16 protein-coding genes, 1 tRNA gene and 1 pseudogene are annotated in these 17872 nt (G+C 71.1%); 5 read left to right on the top strand and 13 right to left on the bottom strand.

The features are described 5' to 3' along the window. Window positions 1-26 precede the first annotated feature (26 nt). Window positions 27-683 carry an NAD(P)H-binding protein gene (locus ACFT4A_RS09665; RefSeq protein ID WP_382827516.1) on the top strand — a complete coding sequence of 219 codons (657 nt, stop codon included), beginning with the start codon at window positions 27-29 and terminating at the stop codon, window positions 681-683. A 22-nt stretch (window positions 684-705) separates the two neighbouring features. On the opposite strand, the gene ACFT4A_RS09660 is transcribed toward ACFT4A_RS09665, so the two are convergent. Next, on the bottom strand, window positions 706-918 hold the full coding sequence (locus ACFT4A_RS09660) for a hypothetical protein (protein WP_382827514.1): 213 nt from the start codon (window positions 916-918) through the stop codon (window positions 706-708). A 182-nt stretch (window positions 919-1100) separates the two neighbouring features. Here ACFT4A_RS09660 and ACFT4A_RS09655 point away from each other — a divergent pair, with 182 nt between their 5' ends. Then, a complete protein-coding gene (locus tag ACFT4A_RS09655; protein ID WP_382827513.1) occupies window positions 1101-3410 on the top strand; it encodes an MFS transporter in 2310 nt (769 codons plus the stop codon). Window positions 3411-3551: 141 nt separating this feature from the next. On the opposite strand, the gene rox is transcribed toward ACFT4A_RS09655, so the two are convergent. Next, window positions 3552-4979 (bottom strand): rifampin monooxygenase, encoded by a 1428-nt coding sequence (gene rox, locus ACFT4A_RS09650; protein WP_382827511.1) that lies wholly within the window; start codon window positions 4977-4979, stop codon window positions 3552-3554. Between the two features lie 319 nt (window positions 4980-5298). Next, a tRNA-Tyr gene (locus ACFT4A_RS09645) sits at window positions 5299-5380 on the bottom strand. 222 nt (window positions 5381-5602) lie between these two features. Here ACFT4A_RS09645 and ACFT4A_RS09640 point away from each other — a divergent pair. Then, window positions 5603-6091: a YajQ family cyclic di-GMP-binding protein gene (locus ACFT4A_RS09640; RefSeq protein WP_215119503.1), complete on the top strand. Its 489-nt coding sequence runs from the start codon at window positions 5603-5605 to the stop codon at window positions 6089-6091. A gap of 105 nt (window positions 6092-6196) precedes the next feature. Here ACFT4A_RS09640 and ACFT4A_RS09635 read toward each other — a convergent pair whose 3' ends face one another. Then, a complete protein-coding gene (locus tag ACFT4A_RS09635; protein ID WP_189728674.1) occupies window positions 6197-6463 on the bottom strand; it encodes a GlsB/YeaQ/YmgE family stress response membrane protein in 267 nt (88 codons plus the stop codon). A 193-nt stretch (window positions 6464-6656) separates the two neighbouring features. On the opposite strand from ACFT4A_RS09635, the gene ACFT4A_RS09630 reads away from it, so the two are divergent. Continuing rightward, a complete protein-coding gene (locus ACFT4A_RS09630) occupies window positions 6657-7934 on the top strand; it encodes an APC family permease (RefSeq protein ID WP_382827509.1) in 1278 nt (425 codons plus the stop codon). Between the two features lie 171 nt (window positions 7935-8105). Here ACFT4A_RS09630 and ACFT4A_RS09625 read toward each other — a convergent pair whose 3' ends face one another. From ACFT4A_RS09625 to ACFT4A_RS09585, 9 genes are all read right to left on the bottom strand, one after another. Continuing rightward, window positions 8106-8498 (bottom strand): YccF domain-containing protein, encoded by a 393-nt coding sequence (locus tag ACFT4A_RS09625; protein WP_376386682.1) that lies wholly within the window; start codon window positions 8496-8498, stop codon window positions 8106-8108. Continuing rightward, complete coding sequence (gene htpX, locus ACFT4A_RS09620; protein ID WP_382827507.1) at window positions 8495-9358, bottom strand: zinc metalloprotease HtpX; 864 nt, start codon at window positions 9356-9358, stop codon at window positions 8495-8497. The genes ACFT4A_RS09625 and htpX overlap by 4 nt, the downstream gene beginning before the upstream one ends. A 252-nt stretch (window positions 9359-9610) precedes the next feature. Beyond that, window positions 9611-11134, bottom strand: a complete 1524-nt coding sequence (locus ACFT4A_RS09615; RefSeq protein WP_382827506.1) for an NADH-quinone oxidoreductase subunit N — start codon at window positions 11132-11134, stop codon at window positions 9611-9613. After that, window positions 11131-12705 (bottom strand): NuoM family protein, encoded by a 1575-nt coding sequence (locus ACFT4A_RS09610; RefSeq protein ID WP_382827504.1) that lies wholly within the window; start codon window positions 12703-12705, stop codon window positions 11131-11133. Before ACFT4A_RS09610 ends, ACFT4A_RS09615 begins: the two co-directional genes overlap by 4 nt. A gap of 6 nt (window positions 12706-12711) precedes the next feature. Beyond that, window positions 12712-14706 carry an NADH-quinone oxidoreductase subunit L gene (locus ACFT4A_RS09605; RefSeq protein WP_382827502.1) on the bottom strand — a complete coding sequence of 665 codons (1995 nt, stop codon included), beginning with the start codon at window positions 14704-14706 and terminating at the stop codon, window positions 12712-12714. Beyond that, window positions 14703-15116 (bottom strand): NADH-quinone oxidoreductase subunit NuoK, encoded by a 414-nt coding sequence (nuoK, locus tag ACFT4A_RS09600; protein WP_382827501.1) that lies wholly within the window; start codon window positions 15114-15116, stop codon window positions 14703-14705. The genes ACFT4A_RS09605 and nuoK overlap by 4 nt, the downstream gene beginning before the upstream one ends. Further along, window positions 15116-15730: an NADH-quinone oxidoreductase subunit J gene (locus tag ACFT4A_RS09595; protein WP_382827499.1), complete on the bottom strand. Its 615-nt coding sequence runs from the start codon at window positions 15728-15730 to the stop codon at window positions 15116-15118. The genes nuoK and ACFT4A_RS09595 overlap by 1 nt, the downstream gene beginning before the upstream one ends. Then, on the bottom strand, window positions 15727-16278 hold the full coding sequence (locus tag ACFT4A_RS09590; RefSeq protein WP_382827497.1) for a NuoI/complex I 23 kDa subunit family protein: 552 nt from the start codon (window positions 16276-16278) through the stop codon (window positions 15727-15729). Before ACFT4A_RS09590 ends, ACFT4A_RS09595 begins: the two co-directional genes overlap by 4 nt. Before the next feature lie 2 nt (window positions 16279-16280). Further along, the gene (locus ACFT4A_RS09585) at window positions 16281-17249 is read right to left on the bottom strand and encodes an NADH-quinone oxidoreductase subunit H (protein WP_382827495.1); all 969 of its coding nucleotides are present in this window, start codon (window positions 17247-17249) and stop codon (window positions 16281-16283) included. Window positions 17250-17300: 51 nt separating this feature from the next. On the opposite strand from ACFT4A_RS09585, the pseudogene ACFT4A_RS09580 reads away from it, so the two are divergent. After that, window positions 17301-17872, top strand: a pseudogene (locus tag ACFT4A_RS09580) (hypothetical protein); the annotation flags it as partial.

The following is a 17872-nucleotide window of genomic DNA, read 5'->3' as shown; positions in this document are numbered from 1 at the left end:
GGGCGTCCGGGCGTACGGTCGAAGGCATGCGCATTGTCATCGCTGGTGGTCATGGTCAGATCGCGTTGCGGCTGGAGCGGTTGCTCGCCGCGCGCGGGGACGAGGTCGCGGGGATCATCCGCAAGGCCGAACAGTCCGACGATCTGCGGGAGGCCGGTGCCGAACCGGTCGTGCTCGACCTGGAGTCGGCGTCCGTGGACGAGGTCGCGGACCGGCTGCGGGGTGCCGACGCGGCGGTCTTCGCGGCCGGCGCGGGTCCGGGCAGCGGGACGGCCCGCAAGGACACGGTGGACAAGGCCGCGGCGGTCCTCTTCGCGGACGCGGCGGTGAAGGCGGGCGTACGGCGTCTCGTGGTCGTGTCGTCCATGGGTGCCGACCCGCGGCACGAGGGTGACGAGATCTTCGACGTGTATCTGCGCGCCAAGGGCGAGGCGGACGCGTACGTGCGTGGCCTGAAGGCCCTGGACTGGACGATCCTGCGGCCGGGGCGGCTCACCGACGACGCCGGCACCGGTCTCGTCCGGCTTGAGGCGCGTACGGGTCGCGGGCCGATTCCGCGTGACGACGTGGCCGCCGTACTGGCGGAGTTGGTGGACACCGCCGCGACGGCCGGGCTCACCCTGGAGCTGATCAGCGGACCGGCGCCGGTGTCCGTGGCGGTGAAGTCGGTGGCCGGGAACTGACGCCTTCCGGGGCGGAGTCTCCCTAGAACAGGGGAAGTTGGCCCGGGAAGTCCGGCACCGCGTAGCCGTCCAGGGACGGCTGCTCCGCGCCGACCAGGGCCTGCCGCCGGGAGCCCGGGCACGAGGTGAGTTCGCCGTGTTCCCGGGCGCCCGGCGGGTCGTGGCGCGCGTACCGCCCCGCGACGACGGCGATCTCGCGGCGGCACTCGGGGCAGATTCTGCGGCGGGAGGACATGGGGCCAGTGTGCCGCGTGGGCGGCGCGAGTATGCCTGTCCCCTGCCCCGTGCCTGCTCCTTCCTCTAGCGGGCCCTCACTCTCTACTGGGCCCTCACCCTGATTCCGGTTGCTTAAGTCAATCAATTGACTTAGTTTTGGCGGGTCGCGCTGCCCCTGACGCCCCCTACGGAGGCCCGGCCATGTCCCCTGCCCTTCCCCGACCCGCCGACGTCGGGAAGCCCGCGGCGCCACGGGCCAACTCCGTCGTCGTGGTCCTGGCCTTCGGCGGGATCGTGGTCTCGCTGATGCAGACCCTGGTCATCCCGATCGTCCCGGAGCTCCCCCGGCTGCTGAACGCCTCGGCGTCGGACGCCGCCTGGGCCGTCACCGCCACGTTGCTCGCCGCGGCCGTCGCCACCCCGATGACGGGCCGGCTCGGCGACATGTACGGCAAGCGCCGGATGCTCCTGATCAGCCTCGTCATGCTGGTGGCCGGCTCGGTGACCGCCGCGCTCAGCGACGCGCTCGCCCCGATGATCGTGGGACGGGCGCTGCAGGGCCTCGCGTCCGGCGTGATCCCGCTCGGCATCAGCATCATGCGGGACGAGCTGCCCGCCGAACGGCTCGGCTCCGCCACGGCGTTGATGAGCGCCTCCCTCGGCGTCGGCGGTGCCCTCGGACTGCCGGCCGCCGCACTGATCGCGGACAACTTCGACTGGCACGTGCTGTTCTGGGCCTCGGCCGGACTGGGCGCCGTCGCCCTCGTGCTGGTGCCGGCCATCGTGCCGGAGTCGGAGGTGCGCACCGGCGGGCGCTTCGACCTGGTCGGCGGCGTCGGCATGGCCGTGGGGCTGGTGTGCCTGCTGCTGGCGATCTCCAAGGGCGCCGACTGGGGCTGGAGCAGCGGCACCACCCTGGGTCTGTTCGCGGCGGCCGTGGTCGTGCTGCTGGTGTGGGGCTGGTGGGAGTTGCGCGTCGGGCAGCCGCTGGTCGACCTGCGCACCACCGCACGCCGTCAGGTCCTGGTCACCAACCTCGCCTCGATCGCCGTCGGGTTCGCGATGTTCGCGATGTCCCTCGTCATTCCGCAGCTCCTGCAGTTGCCTGAGGCGACCGGGTACGGGCTGGGCGAGTCGCTGCTCGTCGCCGGCCTGACGATGGCCCCGTCAGGCCTGGTCATGATGGCCACGGCCCCGGTCTCCGCAGCTCTGTCCAAGGCCAAGGGCCCGAAGATCACCCTGATGGTCGGCGCGCTGATCGTGGCCGCCGGGTACGGGCTGAACATCGTGCTGATGTCGCAACTGTGGCACTTCGTGCTCGTCACCTGCGTCATCGGTGCCGGTATCGGCTTCACGTACGGTTCGATGCCCGCGCTCATCATGAGCGCGGTACCGGCGTCGGAGACGGGCGCGGCGAACAGTCTCAACACGCTGATGCGGTCCATCGGTACGTCGACGGCCAGCGCGGTGGCCGGGGTGATGCTGGCCCAGATGACGACGCCCTTCGGGCAGACCGCCCTGCCGTCCCAGAACGGGTTCAAGGTCGTCCTGGCCATCGGGGCCGGGGCCGCGCTGCTCGCCTTCGTGGTGGCGTCGTTCATTCCGCGGCAGCGGGTGGAGGTGGGGGCAGTGGAGGTGCCGGGGGGCGCGGGGGTGGCTTCGGAAGTGCCGGGGGCCGAGGAGGTGGCTTCGGGTGAGCCGGCCGTCGCAGACGTCGAGGTGGTCGGGTCTTCCGGTGGCAGGGCTGGGATTCCCGTGCAGGGGCGTGTTCTGGGTGCCGAGCGGGTGCCGGTCGGCGGGGCCGCGGTGACGTTGATCTCGCTCGGCGGCAAGCAGCTCGGGCGGTCGGTCTCGCGGGGTGACGGTTCGTACGGCGTGGACGCTCCCGACGCCGGTTCCTACGTCCTGATCGCCTCGTCGGAGGGCTACCAGCCGCAGGTCTCCACGATCGTCGTGGCCGGTGAGCCGGTGGCGTACGACGTGCTGCTGAGCGGCACCAGCGGGCTCGCCGGTGTGGTGCGGTCGGCGGACAGCGGGACTCCGGTCGCCGAGGCCGTGGTCATCGTGACGGACGTGCGTGGGGACGTACGGGCCACCGGACGGACCGATGCGCTGGGCGAGTTCACCGTCACCGACCTGGTGCCGGGCCCGGTGACCCTCGCGGTCAACTCCCCCAAGCACCGGCCGCTGGCCCGGATCGTCGAGATCGGCGGAGCCGGGACCACGCGGGTCGAGCTCGAACTGCGGCCCGGCGCGCAGGTGCGGGGCACGGTGCGCGGAGGGGGCGCGCCGTTGAGCGACGCGCGGGTGACGCTGGTGGACGCCGCGGGCAACGTCGTCGCCACGACCCGGACCGGCGTCGACGGGGCGTACGCGTTCTCCGACCTGGACACCGGTGCGTACACGGTCATCGCGACGGGGTATCCGCCGCAGGCGGCGTCGGTGTCGGTCTCGGGGGCCGGTGTGGACGACCATGACATCGAGTTGGTCCACGGGGACGGGAGCGAGTAGGGGGCGGGGTGGTGGCTCTTTTTTTGGGGGACGCGGGGCGTGCTCGGCCGGTTGCCGTAGTGCCGGGTGGGCCGCCGCCCTCTGAGGTCGCTCAGTTCATGTGAGTGAGCCGCCGCCCGTGTCCAGGCAATCAGGACGCGCTCAGGCCGTCGCCGCGCCGAACCACCTCGGCAGTCGGGCGAGGAGCTCCTGCTGGTCCTCGCCGACCCAGGCCACATGGCCGTCCGGTCGCAGCAGTACCGCGGGCGCGTCCAGTTCCTCGCTGAGGTCGACGACGTGGTCGACCCGATCCGCCCAGCCCGCCACCGACAGCCGGCCGGTCTGGTCGAGCAGCAGCCCTCGGCCGCCGCGCATCAGCTCGTAGAGGCGACCCCGCTTCAGCGTCACGTCCCGCAGCCGCCGGCCGAGGAGTTCATGGCCGTCGCCGAAGTCGTAGCGGACCGCGATCGCGGTGATCTTCTCGATCAGGTACCGGTTCACCTCCTCGAAGCCCATCAGTTCCTCGATCAGCCGGCGCACGGCCCGGGGCCCCGGCTCGGAGAGCAACAGCTCCATCTGCGCACGGGTGTTGTCCAGCACGTTCGCGGCCACCGGACGCCGTTCGGTCTGGTAGCTGTCCAACAGCCCGTCCGGTGCCCAGCCACGCACCTCGGCGGCCAGTTTCCAGCCGAGGTTGAACGCGTCCTGGATCCCGAGGTTGAGCCCCTGCCCGCCGGTCGGCGGGTGGATGTGCGCCGCGTCGCCGGCCAGCAGCACCCGGCCGACGCGGTAGCGCTCGGCCAGCCGCGTGGCGTCGCCGAACCGGGACAGCCAACGCGGCGAGTGCACACCGAAGTCGGTGCCCGCGAAATGCCGCAGCCGCTCCTTGAACTCTTCCAGGGTCGGCGCAACCGTGCGGTCCTCGGCCACCCCCGCGGCCGGCACGATGACGCGGTACGCCCCGCCTTCGAGGGGCATGGCGCCGAACCTCCACTGGGTCTTGCGGACTTCGGCCACCGCGGCCGCCAGTTCCTCCGGCGGCATCGCCGTCTCCATCTCGCCCAGCAGCGTCTCGTGCCGGGCGGGCTCTCCGGGGAAGCCCACGCCGAGCAGCCTGCGCACGGTGCTACGTCCGCCGTCACAGCCGACGAGGTAGCGCGAGCGCAGCAGGGTGCCGTCGGCCAGTTCGGCTGTCACACCGTCGTCGTTCTGACTCAGCCCGACCAGCTCGCGGCCCCGCCGGATCTCGGCGCCGATCTCGATGGCGTGCTCGGTCAGCAGGCGCTCGGTGACGCTCTGCGGGATGCCGAGCACGTACGAATGCGCGGTGTCCAGCCGGTCGGGCCACGACGTGCCGATACCGGCGAAGAACCCTCCGGTCACGTGCTTCCGGCCGAGCGGGAGGAACCGCTCCAGCAGACCGCGCTGGTCCATCAGCTCGATGCTGCGCACATGGATGCCGAGCGCGCGAGACTGCCCGGTCGGCTCCGCCAGCCTCTCCAGCACGACCACGTGCACGCCGTGCAGCCGCAGCTCGGCGGCCAGCATCATGCCGGTCGGTCCACCGCCGACAATGATCACATCAATCACGGAGAACCCCATTTTTCGCCTGTTTCTGGCTCCAGGCCGAAGATTCTGCGACAGAGCCGGGGGCTTGCCGCAAGGCCCCCCGCGCGCTATACGTTGAGAGTGGCAAGGAGTACGTGACTCCTTGCCTTTCGTTTGCCTGACGGGCCACGCCGCTCGCCGCCCGAACTCCCGCAGCCGCCACAGGCGTTCACTGCCCTCCGTGCCGTAGCCGCCGAGTGAGAGACGCATCACCCTGCTGCGAGGGCGCCGCCTCTGCGGCACCACATACGAAAACCCCCTTCCGCTGCGTTTCCGCAGAGGAAGGGGGTTCTCCCCAGTGTGGCGGCGCCAGGATTCGAACCTGGGAAGGCTGAGCCGGCAGATTTACAGTCTGCTCCCTTTGGCCGCTCGGGCACACCGCCGGGGGTTCGCTGCCCGTCGAGCCGCTTTTCGGCGGCGCTCCGTGGCAACGACGTAAACAATACCTGATGTGGAGGGGTGCTTCGCCACCCGATTGATCGGCGCCCGGAGGGCGGGGGGTGGCTAGGCTTGTCCGGATGCGGCCCGGGACCTGAACGGGACCGGCGGCCGCCCACGTACGCCGGTACGCACGATACGCACCCCGATACAAGGAGCCACAGGACATGGCCGACTCCAGTTTCGACATCGTCTCGAAGGTCGAGCGGCAGGAGGTCGACAACGCACTCAACCAGGCCGCCAAGGAGATCTCGCAGCGCTACGACTTCAAGGGCGTGGGCGCCTCGATCTCGTGGTCCGGTGAGCAGATCCTCATGGAGGCGAACTCCGAGGACCGGGTGAAGGCGATCCTCGACGTCTTCCAGTCCAAGCTGATCAAGCGCGGCATCTCGCTGAAGGCTCTGGACGCGGGCGAGCCCCAGCTCTCCGGCAAGGAGTACAAGATCTTCGCTTCGATCAAGGAGGGCATCTCCCAGGACAACGCGAAGAAGGTGGCGAAGGCCATCCGCGACGAGGGCCCGAAGGGCGTGAAGGCGCAGGTGCAGGGCGAGGAGCTGCGGGTCAGCTCCAAGAGCCGTGACGATCTGCAGGCCGTCATCGCCCTGCTGAAGGAGAAGGACTACGACTTCGCCCTGCAGTTCGTGAACTACCGGTAGGTCCGGTCGGGTCCTCGGGGCTCACGGTCTGCACAGGTACGACGAAGGGTGGGCACCTGCCGGTGTCCACCCTTCTCGTCCGCCGGCCGCATCCGGTGTGCGCGTTCAGTTGCGCGAGTTGCCGAACAGGAGGCGGTAGGCGACCAGGAGGACGAGCGATCCGCCGATCGCCGCGGCCCAGGTCGTGCCGTCGTAGAAGTCCTTGGTGATCGGGTGGTCCATCCAGCGGGCCGATATCCAGCCGCCGATGAACGCGCCCGCGACCCCGATCAGGGTCGTGCCGATGAGGCCGCCCGGGTCGCGCCCCGGCAGCAGGAACTTCGCGATGGCTCCGGCCAACAGTCCCAGGATGATCCAGCTGATAATGGTCATGCCGTGAACCTGCCCTTTCACACTGTGCTCGCACTGTCCCGGCCATGTGATCTTGCTCCCGACAGGCTGGGCTCGTGCGTCGTACGTCGGGCGCACCGCGCGCGTCGTCCTTGCCGCGCGCTGTCACGCCGTCTTGGTCAGGAGGACGTCCTGGCGACGACCGCCGGTTGCACTGATCAGTAGGGTGCGACGCATGAACGCCTCCGGTTCCGGACTGCGCCGTACCCTCGGCGTGGGGGACGCCGTCGTCATCGGACTCGGCTCGATGATCGGAGCCGGGATCTTCGCCGCCCTCGCGCCGGCGGCGCACGCGGCCGGGTCCGGGTTACTCCTCGGGCTCGCCGTCGCCGCCGTCGTCGCCTACTGCAACGCCACGTCGTCGGCTCGCCTCGCCGCCCTGTATCCCGCCTCGGGCGGCACGTACGTCTACGGGCGTGAGCGGCTCGGGGAGTTCTGGGGGTATCTCGCGGGCTGGTCGTTCGTGGTCGGGAAGACGGCCTCCTGTGCGGCGATGGCGCTCACCGTGGGCACGTACGTCTGGCCGGGACAGGCGCATGCGGTGGCGGTCGCGGCCGTGGTGGCGCTGACCGCGGTGAACTACGGCGGGATCCAGAAGTCCGCGTGGCTGACGCGGGTGATCGTGGCGGTGGTCCTGGCTGTCCTCGCTTCCGTGGTGGTCGGGTGTCTGGTGTCCGGTGCGGCGGACGCCGGGCGGCTGGATGTCGGGGTCTCGGGCGGTGCGGGCGGAGTGCTTCAGGCGGCAGGGCTGCTGTTCTTCGCGTTCGCCGGGTACGCCCGTATCGCGACCCTCGGTGAGGAGGTACGCGACCCGGCGCGCACCATTCCGCGCGCGATTCTGCTGGCGTTGGGCATCACGCTGGTGGTGTACGCGTGTGTGGCGGTGGCTGTCCTTTCGGTGCTCGGGCCGGACGGTCTCGTGGACGCGGCGGCGCCATTGGCCGACGCGGTGCGGGCGGCCGGGGTCCCCTGGCTCGTGCCGGTGGTGCGGGTCGGTGCGGCCGTGGCCGCGCTGGGCTCACTGCTGGCTCTGATCCTCGGGGTCTCGCGGACGACGCTGGCCATGGCCCGGGACCGGCATCTGCCGGGGGCGCTGGCGGTCGTGCATCCTCGGTTCCAGGTGCCGCACCGGGCGGAGCTGGCGGTGGGTGCGGTGGTCGCGGTCCTGGCCGCCACGGTGGACGTCCGGGGCGCGATCGGGTTCTCCTCCTTCGGTGTGCTGGCGTACTACGCCGTGGCCAACGCGTCGGCGTGGACGCTGGATTCGGCGTCCGTATCGGCATGGGCGGTGCCGGTGGCTCGGGTGGTCGCGGGAGTCGGGCTGGCCGGGTGCGTGGTGCTGGCGTTCTCGCTGCCGGCGGTTTCGGTGGTCGTGGGAGCGGGTGTGCTGGTGGTGGGCGCCGTTGTGTATGGAGTGCGGCGGTGGGCTGGGACCAGGGCGGGGAGGGCCTAGGACCGCGAGGCGGTGGGGACAGGACTCCGCCACCGGTGCTGGTCAGGCTCTCCTCTCCCCTGGCAACTGCTCGATCGCGGTCATGGGTTCATCATGCGGGCCGCCGCTGACAGCCGGGCGGGCCTGTGGATAACCCCTGGCCTGTGGAAACCGGGCTGCGTCGCCCCGCCGTCAGCGTGCCGTGAAGGGCTCGTCCGTGCGGACGATGTCGCGGCCGAGCGGGAGCAGCGAGACCGGGATGAGCTTGAAGTTGGCGATGCCGAGCGGGATGCCGATGATCGTGACGCACAGGGCGATGCCGGTGGCGATGTGGCCCAGGGTCAGCCACCAGCCCGCGAGCACCAGCCACAGCACGTTGCCCACGCAGGACGGCGCGCCCGCGTCATGGCGCTCGACCGTCGTGTACCCGAAGGGCCACAGGGCGTAGACGCCGATGCGGAAGGCCGCTATGCCGAACGGGATCCCGATGATGGTGATACAGAGGAGCAGGCCCGCGAGCATGTAGGCGAGGAACAGCCAGAAGCCGCTCAGGACGAGCCATATGACGTTGAGAATGGTCCTCATTGGTTCCCACCTGCCATCTTCTCTAGCCGGGCGATGCGTTCCGCCATCGGCGGGTGCGTGGAGAACATCTTCGAGAGGCCCTGGCCGGGGCGAAACGGGTTCGCGATCATCATGTGACTGGCGGTCTCGATACGCGGCTCGGGGGGCAGCGGGAGCTGCTTCGTGCCGAGTTCGAGCTTGCGCAGGGCGTTGGCCAGGGCGAGTGGGTCGCCGGTGAGCTGGGCGCCGGTGGCGTCCGCCTGGTACTCCCGGGAGCGGCTGATGGCCAGTTGGATGAGCGAGGCGGCGAGCGGGCCCAGGATCATGATCAGCAGCATGCCGAGCAGGCCGGGGCCGTCATCGTCGTCCGAGCGCCCGATCGGGATCAGCCAGGCGAAGTTGACCAGGAACATGATCACGGAGGCGAGGGCACCGGCGACCGACGAGATGAGGATGTCGCGGTTGTAGACGTGGCTGAGCTCGTGGCCGATGACACCGCGCAGCTCGCGCTCGTCCAGGAGGCGCAGGATTCCTTCGGTGCAACACACGGCGGCGTTGCGCGGGTTGCGGCCCGTGGCGAAGGCGTTGGGCGCCTCCGTCGGGGAGATGTACAGACGCGGCATGGGCTGGCGGGCCTGGGTGGAGAGCTCGCGGACCATGCGGTAGAGCCCCGGGGCCTCGAACTCGCTCACCGGGCGGGCCCGCATCGCGCGCAGTGCCAGCTTGTCGCTGTTCCAGTAGGCGTACGCGTTGGTGGCCAGCGCTACCAGGACGGCGATGACGAGCCCCATGCGGCCGAAAAAGCTGCCGATGACGATGATGAGGGCGGACAGTCCCCCGAGGAGGACTGCGGTCCTGAGCCCGTTGTGCCGGCGGTGCACGGTACGCCCTCCAAGTGGTGCGGCAGGGGGACCCTTGCTCGGTGATCTGCGGTGCCACTGGTGCCGTGGTGTCACGTCCAGTGGACCCTCCCGTACTGGTCAACGCCAGGCGGGGGGCACTAGTTCCCTTGTGCGTGCGGCGGCGGGTATGGGCCGTCCGGGTGAACGGCGCCGGGAAGCGGCACGCGCGCGTGGGGAGGCGGGTGCCCCACGCGCGCGTGGCGAAAGCGGCTGTCGTTCAGTGGCTGTCGTTCAGAAGAGGGCGGTGTCGGTGAAGCGCAGGACGAGCTGGGGTGCCCCCGACAGGACGACGCCGAGGACGCCGGTCAGGGCGATCGCGGCGGTGAGAGGGGCGGGGACGCGGTGCTGCACGGGCTCGCCCTCGGGGGCGCGGAAGAGCAGGGTCGTCCACTGGAGGTAGTAGAACAGCGCGATGACGACGTTGACGGCCATGATCACGGCGAGCCAGCCGAGGCCCGCGTCGACGGCCGCCGCGAAGACGGTGACCTTGGCGAAGAGGCCGATGATGCCCGGGGGCAGTCCGGCGAGGCAGAGCAGGAAGAACGCCAGGAGCAGGGCGGACAGCGGGTTCGACGCGTACAGGCCTCGGTAGTCGGCGACGCGGTTGAGGGAGTTCGTACGGCCGACGAGGGCGGCCACGGCGAAGGCGCCGAGGTTCACGGCGCCGTACATCAGGGCGTAGGCGACGGTGGAGCCGACGGACTTCTCGGCGTCCCCGGAGTACCCGGCGGCGGCGATCGGTACGAGCAGGTAGCCGGCCTGGCCGACAGACGACCAGGCGAGCAGGCGGACCGCGCTGTACGCGCGCGTGGCCTGCTGGCGCAGGGCTCCGACATTGCCCACGGTCATGGTGAGCGCGGCCAGGACCGCCAGGGCCGGGCCCCAGAGGTCGGCGTACGACGGGAGCGCCACGACCGTGACGAGGATCAGGCCGCTGAAGCCGACCGCCTTGCCGATGACCGACAGGTAGGCGGCGATGGGCAGGGGCGCCCCCACGTAGGTGTCGGGCACCCAGAAGTGGAAGGGCACGGCGGCCGTCTTGAAGGCGAAGCCGACGAGGGTGAGGACGACGCCGGTCTGGGCGAGCGTGTGGAGCTGTCCGTCGACGTTCTGGATGCGGTCGGCGACCTGGGTGAGGTACAGGGTGCCCGTGGAGGCGTACACGAAGCTGATGCCCATGAGGCTGACCGCGGTCGCGGTGACCGAGGACAGGAAGAACTTCAGGGCCGCTTCGGAGGACTTCCGGTCGCCGTACTTGAGGCCGACCAGCGCGAAGGCGGGCAGGGAGGCGACCTCCAGGGCGACGATCAGGGTCGCGAGGTCGCGGGAGGCGGGCAGGAGGGCGGCGCCGGCCGCGGAGGACAGCAGCAGGAACCAGTACTCCCCTTCGGGCAGCTCCTTGCGGCCGTCCTTCAGGGCGGTGACCGACAGAAGGGCGGTGAGCAGGGCTCCGCCGAGGACCAGGAACTGGATGACCAGGGTGAAGCGGTCGGCCGTGTAGCTGCAGACGCCGGCGTCGCCGGTCAGGCAGAAGGTGCTGCGGTCGCCGTCCAGGAGGGGCAGCAGCATCAGGGTGGCGGCGGCCAGACCCGCCACGGACGTCCAGCCGAGCAGCGCCTTGCGGTGCTCGGCGACGAACAGGTCGGCGACCAGGACGAGGAGTCCGACGACCGCCGCGAGGGTGGGCGGCGCGATGGCGAGCCAGTCGACGGACTGGACCAGCGACGCGGCCAGGGGCTGGGCCGGGGAGCTCATCGGGTGCCTCCTGCGAGGAGCTGCTGGACGGCCGGGTCGCTCAGGCCGAGGAGGGCCTTGGGCCACAGGCCCGCGACGACGGTGAGGGCGACGAGCGGCGTCCAGGCCGCGAACTCGTACGAGCGCACGTCGGCCAGCTTCGGGGCGTCCTGGGGCAGGGCGCCCATGCAGACGCGGCGGACCACGATCAGCAGGTACGCGGCCGTCAGCAGGGTGCCGAACGCGGCGATCGCCATGAAGGTGAGGAAGGCGGGCCGGCTGAGGCCCTCGGCGGGCTGGAACGCGCCGAACAGTGCCAGCATCTCGCCCCAGAAGCCGGCCAGGCCCGGCAGGCCGAGCGAGGCGACCGCGGCGAAGGCGAGCAGGCCGCCGAGGCGCGGCGCCTTGCCGTAGAGCGCGGCTCCGGTCTCCTCGGCGAGGGCGTCGAGGTCGGTGGTGCCGGTGCGGTCCTTCAGTGCGCCGACCAGGAAGAAGAGCAGGCCGGTGATGAGGCCGTGGGCGATGTTGGCGAAGAGGGCGCCGTTCACGCCGGTCGGGGTCATGGTGGCGATGCCGAGCAGGACGAAGCCCATGTGACCGACGGACGAGTAGGCGATGAGGCGCTTGAGGTCGCCCTTCGCGCCCTGCTTGGCCAGGGCCAGGCAGGCCAGGGATCCGTAGATGATGCCGACGACGGCGAATGCCGCGAGGTAGGGCGCGAAGGTGCGGAAGCCGTCGGGCGCGATGGGCAGCAGGATCCGGACGAATCCGTATGTACCCATCTTCAGCAGGACACCGGCCAGCAGGACCGAGCCGACGGTCGGCGCGGCGGTGTGGGCGTCGGGCAGCCAGCTGTGCAGCGGCCACATCGGCGTCTTGACCGCGAGCCCGATCCCGATCGACAAAACGGCGATGACCTGCACGGATGCGGTCAGCGACCGGCCGTTGTCAGTGGCGAGTGCCATCATGTCGAACGTGCCCGCCTTGAGCCCGATCAGGAGCAGGCCGAGCAGCATGACCACGGAGCCGAGCAGCGTGTAGAGGATGAACCGCCAGGCGGCCTGGCTCCGGCCCTCACCGCCCCAGCGGGCGATGAGGAAGTACATCGGGATGAGGACCATCTCGAAGGCGAGGAAGAACAGCAGCAGGTCGAGGACGGCGAAGGTCGCGAGGGTGCCGGACTCGAGGACGAGCAGCAGGGCGACGAAGGCCTTCGGGGGCGGGCCTTCCGGCTTCTTGAAGTACGAGTAGAGCGCGCAGAGGAAGGTCAGCAGCGCGCTCAGGACCAGAAGGGGGAGGGAGATGCCGTCGATGCCGAGGTGGATGCGTACGTCGAGTGCGGGGATCCAGCTGATGTCCGTGCTGGCCTGCATCTTCGACGGCTGGTCGTGGTCGAAGCCGAGCGCGAGGACGATCGCCGCGATGAGGACCGCGCCGGTGACGGTGACGCCGTGCCGGAGGACCGCCTGCTCGGGTGACTTCCCCTTCAGCCCGGGCGGAGCCGGCAGGAGAGCCGCGGCGGCGCCGAGGAGCGGGCCGACGACGATGAACGCCAGAAGGACCTGCATCACGGACTCGTTGATATCGATCACGCCTGCTCACGCTCCCGTGGCGACGAGGACGGCGGCGACCGCGAGGACGACGGTGCCGGCGAGCAGCGCGCTCACATAGGTCTGGACGTTGCCGGTCTGGGCGCGTCGTACGGCGGCGCCCAGCCAGCGGGGCAGCGCACCCGCACCGCGTACATAGGTCTCGACGACCTCGCGGTCGAGGAACCGGACGAGGCTCGCTCCGGCCTGGACCGGGCGGACGAAGAGCGCCGTGTACACGGCGTCCAGGTGGAATCCGGCGGCCGCGTGCCGGTGCAGGGGGCCGAGCAGGAGCCGTCCCGGGTCGGCGGGGTCGGGCGCGTAGGCGATGTCCCCGTAGGCCGGCTCGTGGGTGGCGATGGCTTCCGCCTCGACCCGGGCGGCGTCGCCCTCGGGGTGCGCGGCGACCGCGCCGAGCGGGACACGGGCCGCGAGCGCGGTGGTGTGCCGCCAGGCGCCGTAGGTGACGATGCCGCCGACCAGGGCGACGCCGGTGCCGAGCACGGAGGTGGTGAGGGTCGGGCCGAGGTCACGGCCGTCGAACCAGTCGGGCAGCACGCGGAACGCGAATCCGCCGAGGGCCAGGGACGGGACGGCCAGCACCCACAGCACGACGGTCATCGTCAGCGGCTCCTTGCCGTGGTCAGGGGCTTCGGTGCCCCGGCCCCGGAAGGCGAGCAGCCACAGGCGCATCGCGTAGGCGGCGGTGAGCAGGGCCGTGAGCAGGCCGGCGACGAGGACGATCCAGCCCGCGGCGGCGGGGGCGTGCTCGGTGGGCCCGGTGACGACGTGCTCGGCGACGCCGAGGACGGCCTCCTTGGAGAAGAAGCCGCTGAAGGGCGGGATCGCGGCGAGCGCGAGCAGCGCCACGGTCATCGTCCAGTAGGCGTCGGGGACGCGGTCGCGCAGGTTCCGCATGCGGGACATGGCGGCGAGCGAGTTGGTGCCGGCGGCGTGGATGATCACGCCGGCCGCGAGGAACAGCAGCGCCTTGAAGGCGCCGTGGGACAGGAGGTGGAAGACGGCGGCTCCGCGGTCGCCGACGGCGAGGGCACCGGTCATGTAGCCGAGCTGGCCGATCGTCGAGTACGCGAGGACGCGCTTGATGTCGTCCTGGGCGAGCGCGGCGAGCCCCGAGCCGGCCATCGTGACGGCGGCCATGACGGCGAGGACGACCATCGCGGCCTGGGATGCCTCGAAGACCGGGAGGAGACGGGCGATGAAGTAGACACCGGCGGCGACCATCGTCGCGGCGTGGATCAGCGCGGATACGGGGGTGGGGCCCGCCATCGCGTCGGGGAGCCAGGTGTGCAGCGGGAACTGCGCCGACTTGCCCGCCACGCCCGCGAGGAGCAGCAGGGCGATCAGCGTCGGGTGGTCGAGTGAGCCGCTCGCGACGGCGCCGAGGACCTTCGTGATGCGGAAGGAGCCGGCGTCGGTGGCGAGGGCGAACAGGCCGATGAGGAAGGGGACGTCGCCGAGCTTGGTGACCAGGAAGGCCTTGAGGGAGGCGGCGCGGGCCTCCGGGGTCTCCCAGTAGTGGCCGACCAGGAAGTAGGAGCAGATGCCCATGACTTCCCAGCCGACCAGCAGCACGATCAGGTCGCCGGAGTAGACGACCAGGAACATCGCGGAGGTGAACAGGGAGACGAGAGCGGCGTACGAGGGGTAGCGCGGGTCGCCGCGCAGATAGCCCGTCGAGTAGATCTGCACACAGGAGGCGACGAGGCCGACCACGACGGCGACGAGGGCGGCGAAGCCGTCGATGTGCAGGGCGAGTTCGATCGGGACCGAGCCGGTCGGGGTGAGTTCCGTGGCCGCGTTGACGGCCGTGTCACCGCCCTGGCGTGCGGCGACCAGCGCGGCGAGCACCAGGGAGGCGAGGGTCGGCAGGACGGCGAGCGGGCGCACGAAGCCGGGTGCCGCGCGGCCCAGGAGCAGGCCGGCGGCGGCGCCGAGGAACGGAAGGAGGGGGACGAGGACGGCGAGGGTGGTCGTGGTCACGCGGTGGCCTCAGCCTTCTGGGCCTCGTCGGACTGCTCGGCCGTGAGGGCGTCGTGGCCGGGGCCGTCGGGGTCGTGATCGTCCGGGTCGTGCCCCTCGGCGGTGTCGCGGAGCCTGTCGATGTCCGCGGTGCCGCGGTTGCGGTGGACGGCGAGGACGATCGCCAGGCCGATGCCGATCTCGGCGGCGGCGATGGCGATGGTGAAGAGGGTGAGGGCCTGACCGGAGTGCAGGGTCTCCTCGGCGGTCTTGCTGAGCCAGACGTCGAAGGCGACCAGGTTGAGGTTGACGGCGTTGAGCATCAGCTCGACCGACATCAGGACCAGGATCGCGTTGCGGCGGGCGAGGACGCCGTACAGGCCCGTGCAGAAGAGGAGGGCGGAGAGGACGGCGGGATAGGCGAGGTGCATCAGCGGGCGCCTTCCTTGTCGCTGCCGTCGGCCGGGATGCGATCGGCTGGGGCGGTCCCGGGCGCTGTCGCCGCGTCGGCCTTCGCCTTGCGGGACAGGACGATCGCGCCGACCAGGGCGGCGAGGAGGAGGACGGAGAGGGCCTCGAAGGGGAGGACCCAGTTCTGGAAGAGGCTCGCGCCGGTGGCCTCGGTGGAACCGGCGGCGGGGCCGTTCAGGTCGATCCAGGTCGTGCGGAAGGCGTCGACGACGACCCAGACCAGGGCGGCGGCCGCGGCGAGGGCCACGGTGAGGGCGGCCCAGCGGTTGCCGGAGTCGGCGTCGGGGGAGCGGCCGATCGGGGCCCTGGTGAGCATCAGTCCGAACAGGAGGAGGACGACGACGGAACCGACGTAGATGAGGACCTGCACCCAGGCGATGAACTCGGCGGTGAGCAGGAGGTACTCGACGGCCAGGCCGCCGAGGGTCACCACCAGCCACAGGGCGGCGTGCACCAGCTGCCGGGTGGTGACGGTGACGATCGCGGCGCCGAAGGTGACCAGGCCGACGAGGAGGAAGGCGATCTCGACGCCGGTCGGGGAAAGGAAGCCGTGGCTCTCGGCGGCAAGGCTCACGACTCTCCCTCCTGCGGTTCCGCCTGGGCGGCCGCCAGTTTCTCGGCGGTCTTGCGGGCGGTGGCGACTTCCTTCGGCTCCTCCGCGGCGGGGTCGAGGGCCGGCGGGGCCGGGACGGTCCACATCCACTCGCGGAGCTTGTCGCGCTCGTGGGTGAGGTCGTGGATGTCGGTCTCGGCGTACTCGAACTCCGGGGACCAGAACAGGGCGTCGAAAGGACAGACCTCGATGCAGATACCGCAGTACATGCACAGGGCGAAGTCGATGGCGAAGCGGTCGAGGACGTTGCGGCTGCGTTCGCGGCCGCCGGGGGTCGCCGCCGGGACCGTCTCCTTGTGGGAGTCGATGTAGATGCACCAGTCCGGGCACTCGCGGGCGCAGAGCATGCAGACCGTGCAGTTCTCCTCGAACAGGCCGATCACACCGCGGGTGCGGGGCGGGAGGTCGGGCTGGGCGTCCGGGTACTGCGCGGTGACGGACTTCTTCGTCATCGTGCGGAGGGTGACGGCCAGGCCCTTGGCCAGGCCGGAGCCGGGGATGGGGGCCATGGTTAGTTGATCACCACCTTGACGACGCCGGTGAGGGCGATCTGGGCGAGGGACAGGGGGACGAGGAGGGTCCAGGCGAGCTTCTGGAGCTGGTCCTCGCGCAGGCGCGGGTAGGTGACGCGCAGCCAGATCACGAGGAAGGCGAGGACGGCGGTCTTCAGCAGGGTCCAGACCCAGCCGAGGCCGTCGGCGCCCCAGGGGCCGTGCCAGCCGCCCAGGAAGAGGACGGTGGTCAGACCGCACAGGACGACGATTCCGGCGTACTCGGCGAGGAGGAAGAGGGCGAAGCGGAGGCCGGTGTACTCGGTGTACGCGCCGAAGATGATCTCCGAGTCGGCGACGGGCATGTCGAAGGGAGGGCGCTGGAGTTCGGCGAGGCCGGCCACGAAGAAGACGACCGCGCCGACGATCTGCCAGGGCAGCCACCACCACTCGAAGGCGTCGAGGATGCCGGGGAGGGAGACCGTGCCGGCGGCCATCGCTACCGAGGCGGCGGTCAGGAGCATCGGCAGTTCGTAGGCGAGGAGCTGGGCGGCGGTGCGGAGGCCGCCGAGGAGGGAGAACTTGTTCGCGGACGCCCAGCCGGCCATGAGCGAGCCGAGGACGCCGACGCCCATGACGGCCAGGACGAAGAAGACGCCCGCGTCGATGACCTGGCCGACGGCTCCCTCGCCCGGGCCGATGGGGATGGCGAGCAGGACGAGGAGGTACGGCAGCAGGGCGACGGCGGGGGCCAGTTGGAAGATACGGCGGTCCGCGCCCGCGGGGACGATGTCCTCCTTCTGCGCGAACTTCACGCCGTCGGCGACCAGCTGGGCCCAGCCGTGGAAGCCGCCGGCGTACATGGGGCCGAGGCGGCCCTGCATGTGGGCCATGACCTTGTGTTCCGTCTGGCCGATGATCAGGGGGAAGGTGAGGAAGACGACGAAGACGATCAGGAGTCGCAGGGTGACGTCGAGTGCGTCGTTCACCGCGTGCCTCCTGCGGGGTCTTCGGGGTTGTCCGTGGGCTCTGGGGTCTCTGTGGTCTCTGAGGGCTCGGGGGTCTCCGAGTCGCCCGAGGACTCGGAGGCCGGCGCCTGCGCGGTCTCGGGCGACGGTTCGGGTTCCGGTGCCGGTTCCGGCTCGTCGAAGGCCGGGCGAGCGTGGTGCCAGGGGGCGTCCGAGCTGCGCGGAGTGCGGGCAGACGTGCCCGGCTGGCTGTCGCCTCGGTCGGACGCGGCGCGTTGGCTCGAGCTGCCCTCCGACGCGCTGCGCGCACGGCGCGGTCCGGCCGACGGGGCCGGGGATTCGGCCTCGGCGGCGGGAGATTCCGGCTGCCCGGTGGTCGGCGTCTCGGCGCCGGGAGCCGCTGCTTCGGAACCGGTCGCCGGGGATTCCGTTCCGCTGGGTGTCTGGGTCGCCGAGCCGTCCGCGGCGGTACGGGTACGGCGCGGGGTGGCCGGGGACGAGGGAGAGGTGTCGCCGGGCGTCGTCTGGCTCGCCGAGCCCTCGGCCGCAGTGCGCGCACGGCGCGGACCAGCCGGAGCCGGAGCTTCCGAGGCACCGGCAGCCGCCTGGCTCGCCGAACCCTCCCCCGCCGTGCGGTTACGACG

The sequence above is a fragment of the Streptomyces sp. NPDC057099 genome, assembly GCF_042671245.1.
Classification (GTDB): Bacteria; Actinomycetota; Actinomycetes; order Streptomycetales; family Streptomycetaceae; genus Streptomyces; species Streptomyces purpurascens.
Note: the sequence above shows the minus strand (reverse complement) of the source record. Positions and strands in the feature narration are given on the sequence as shown.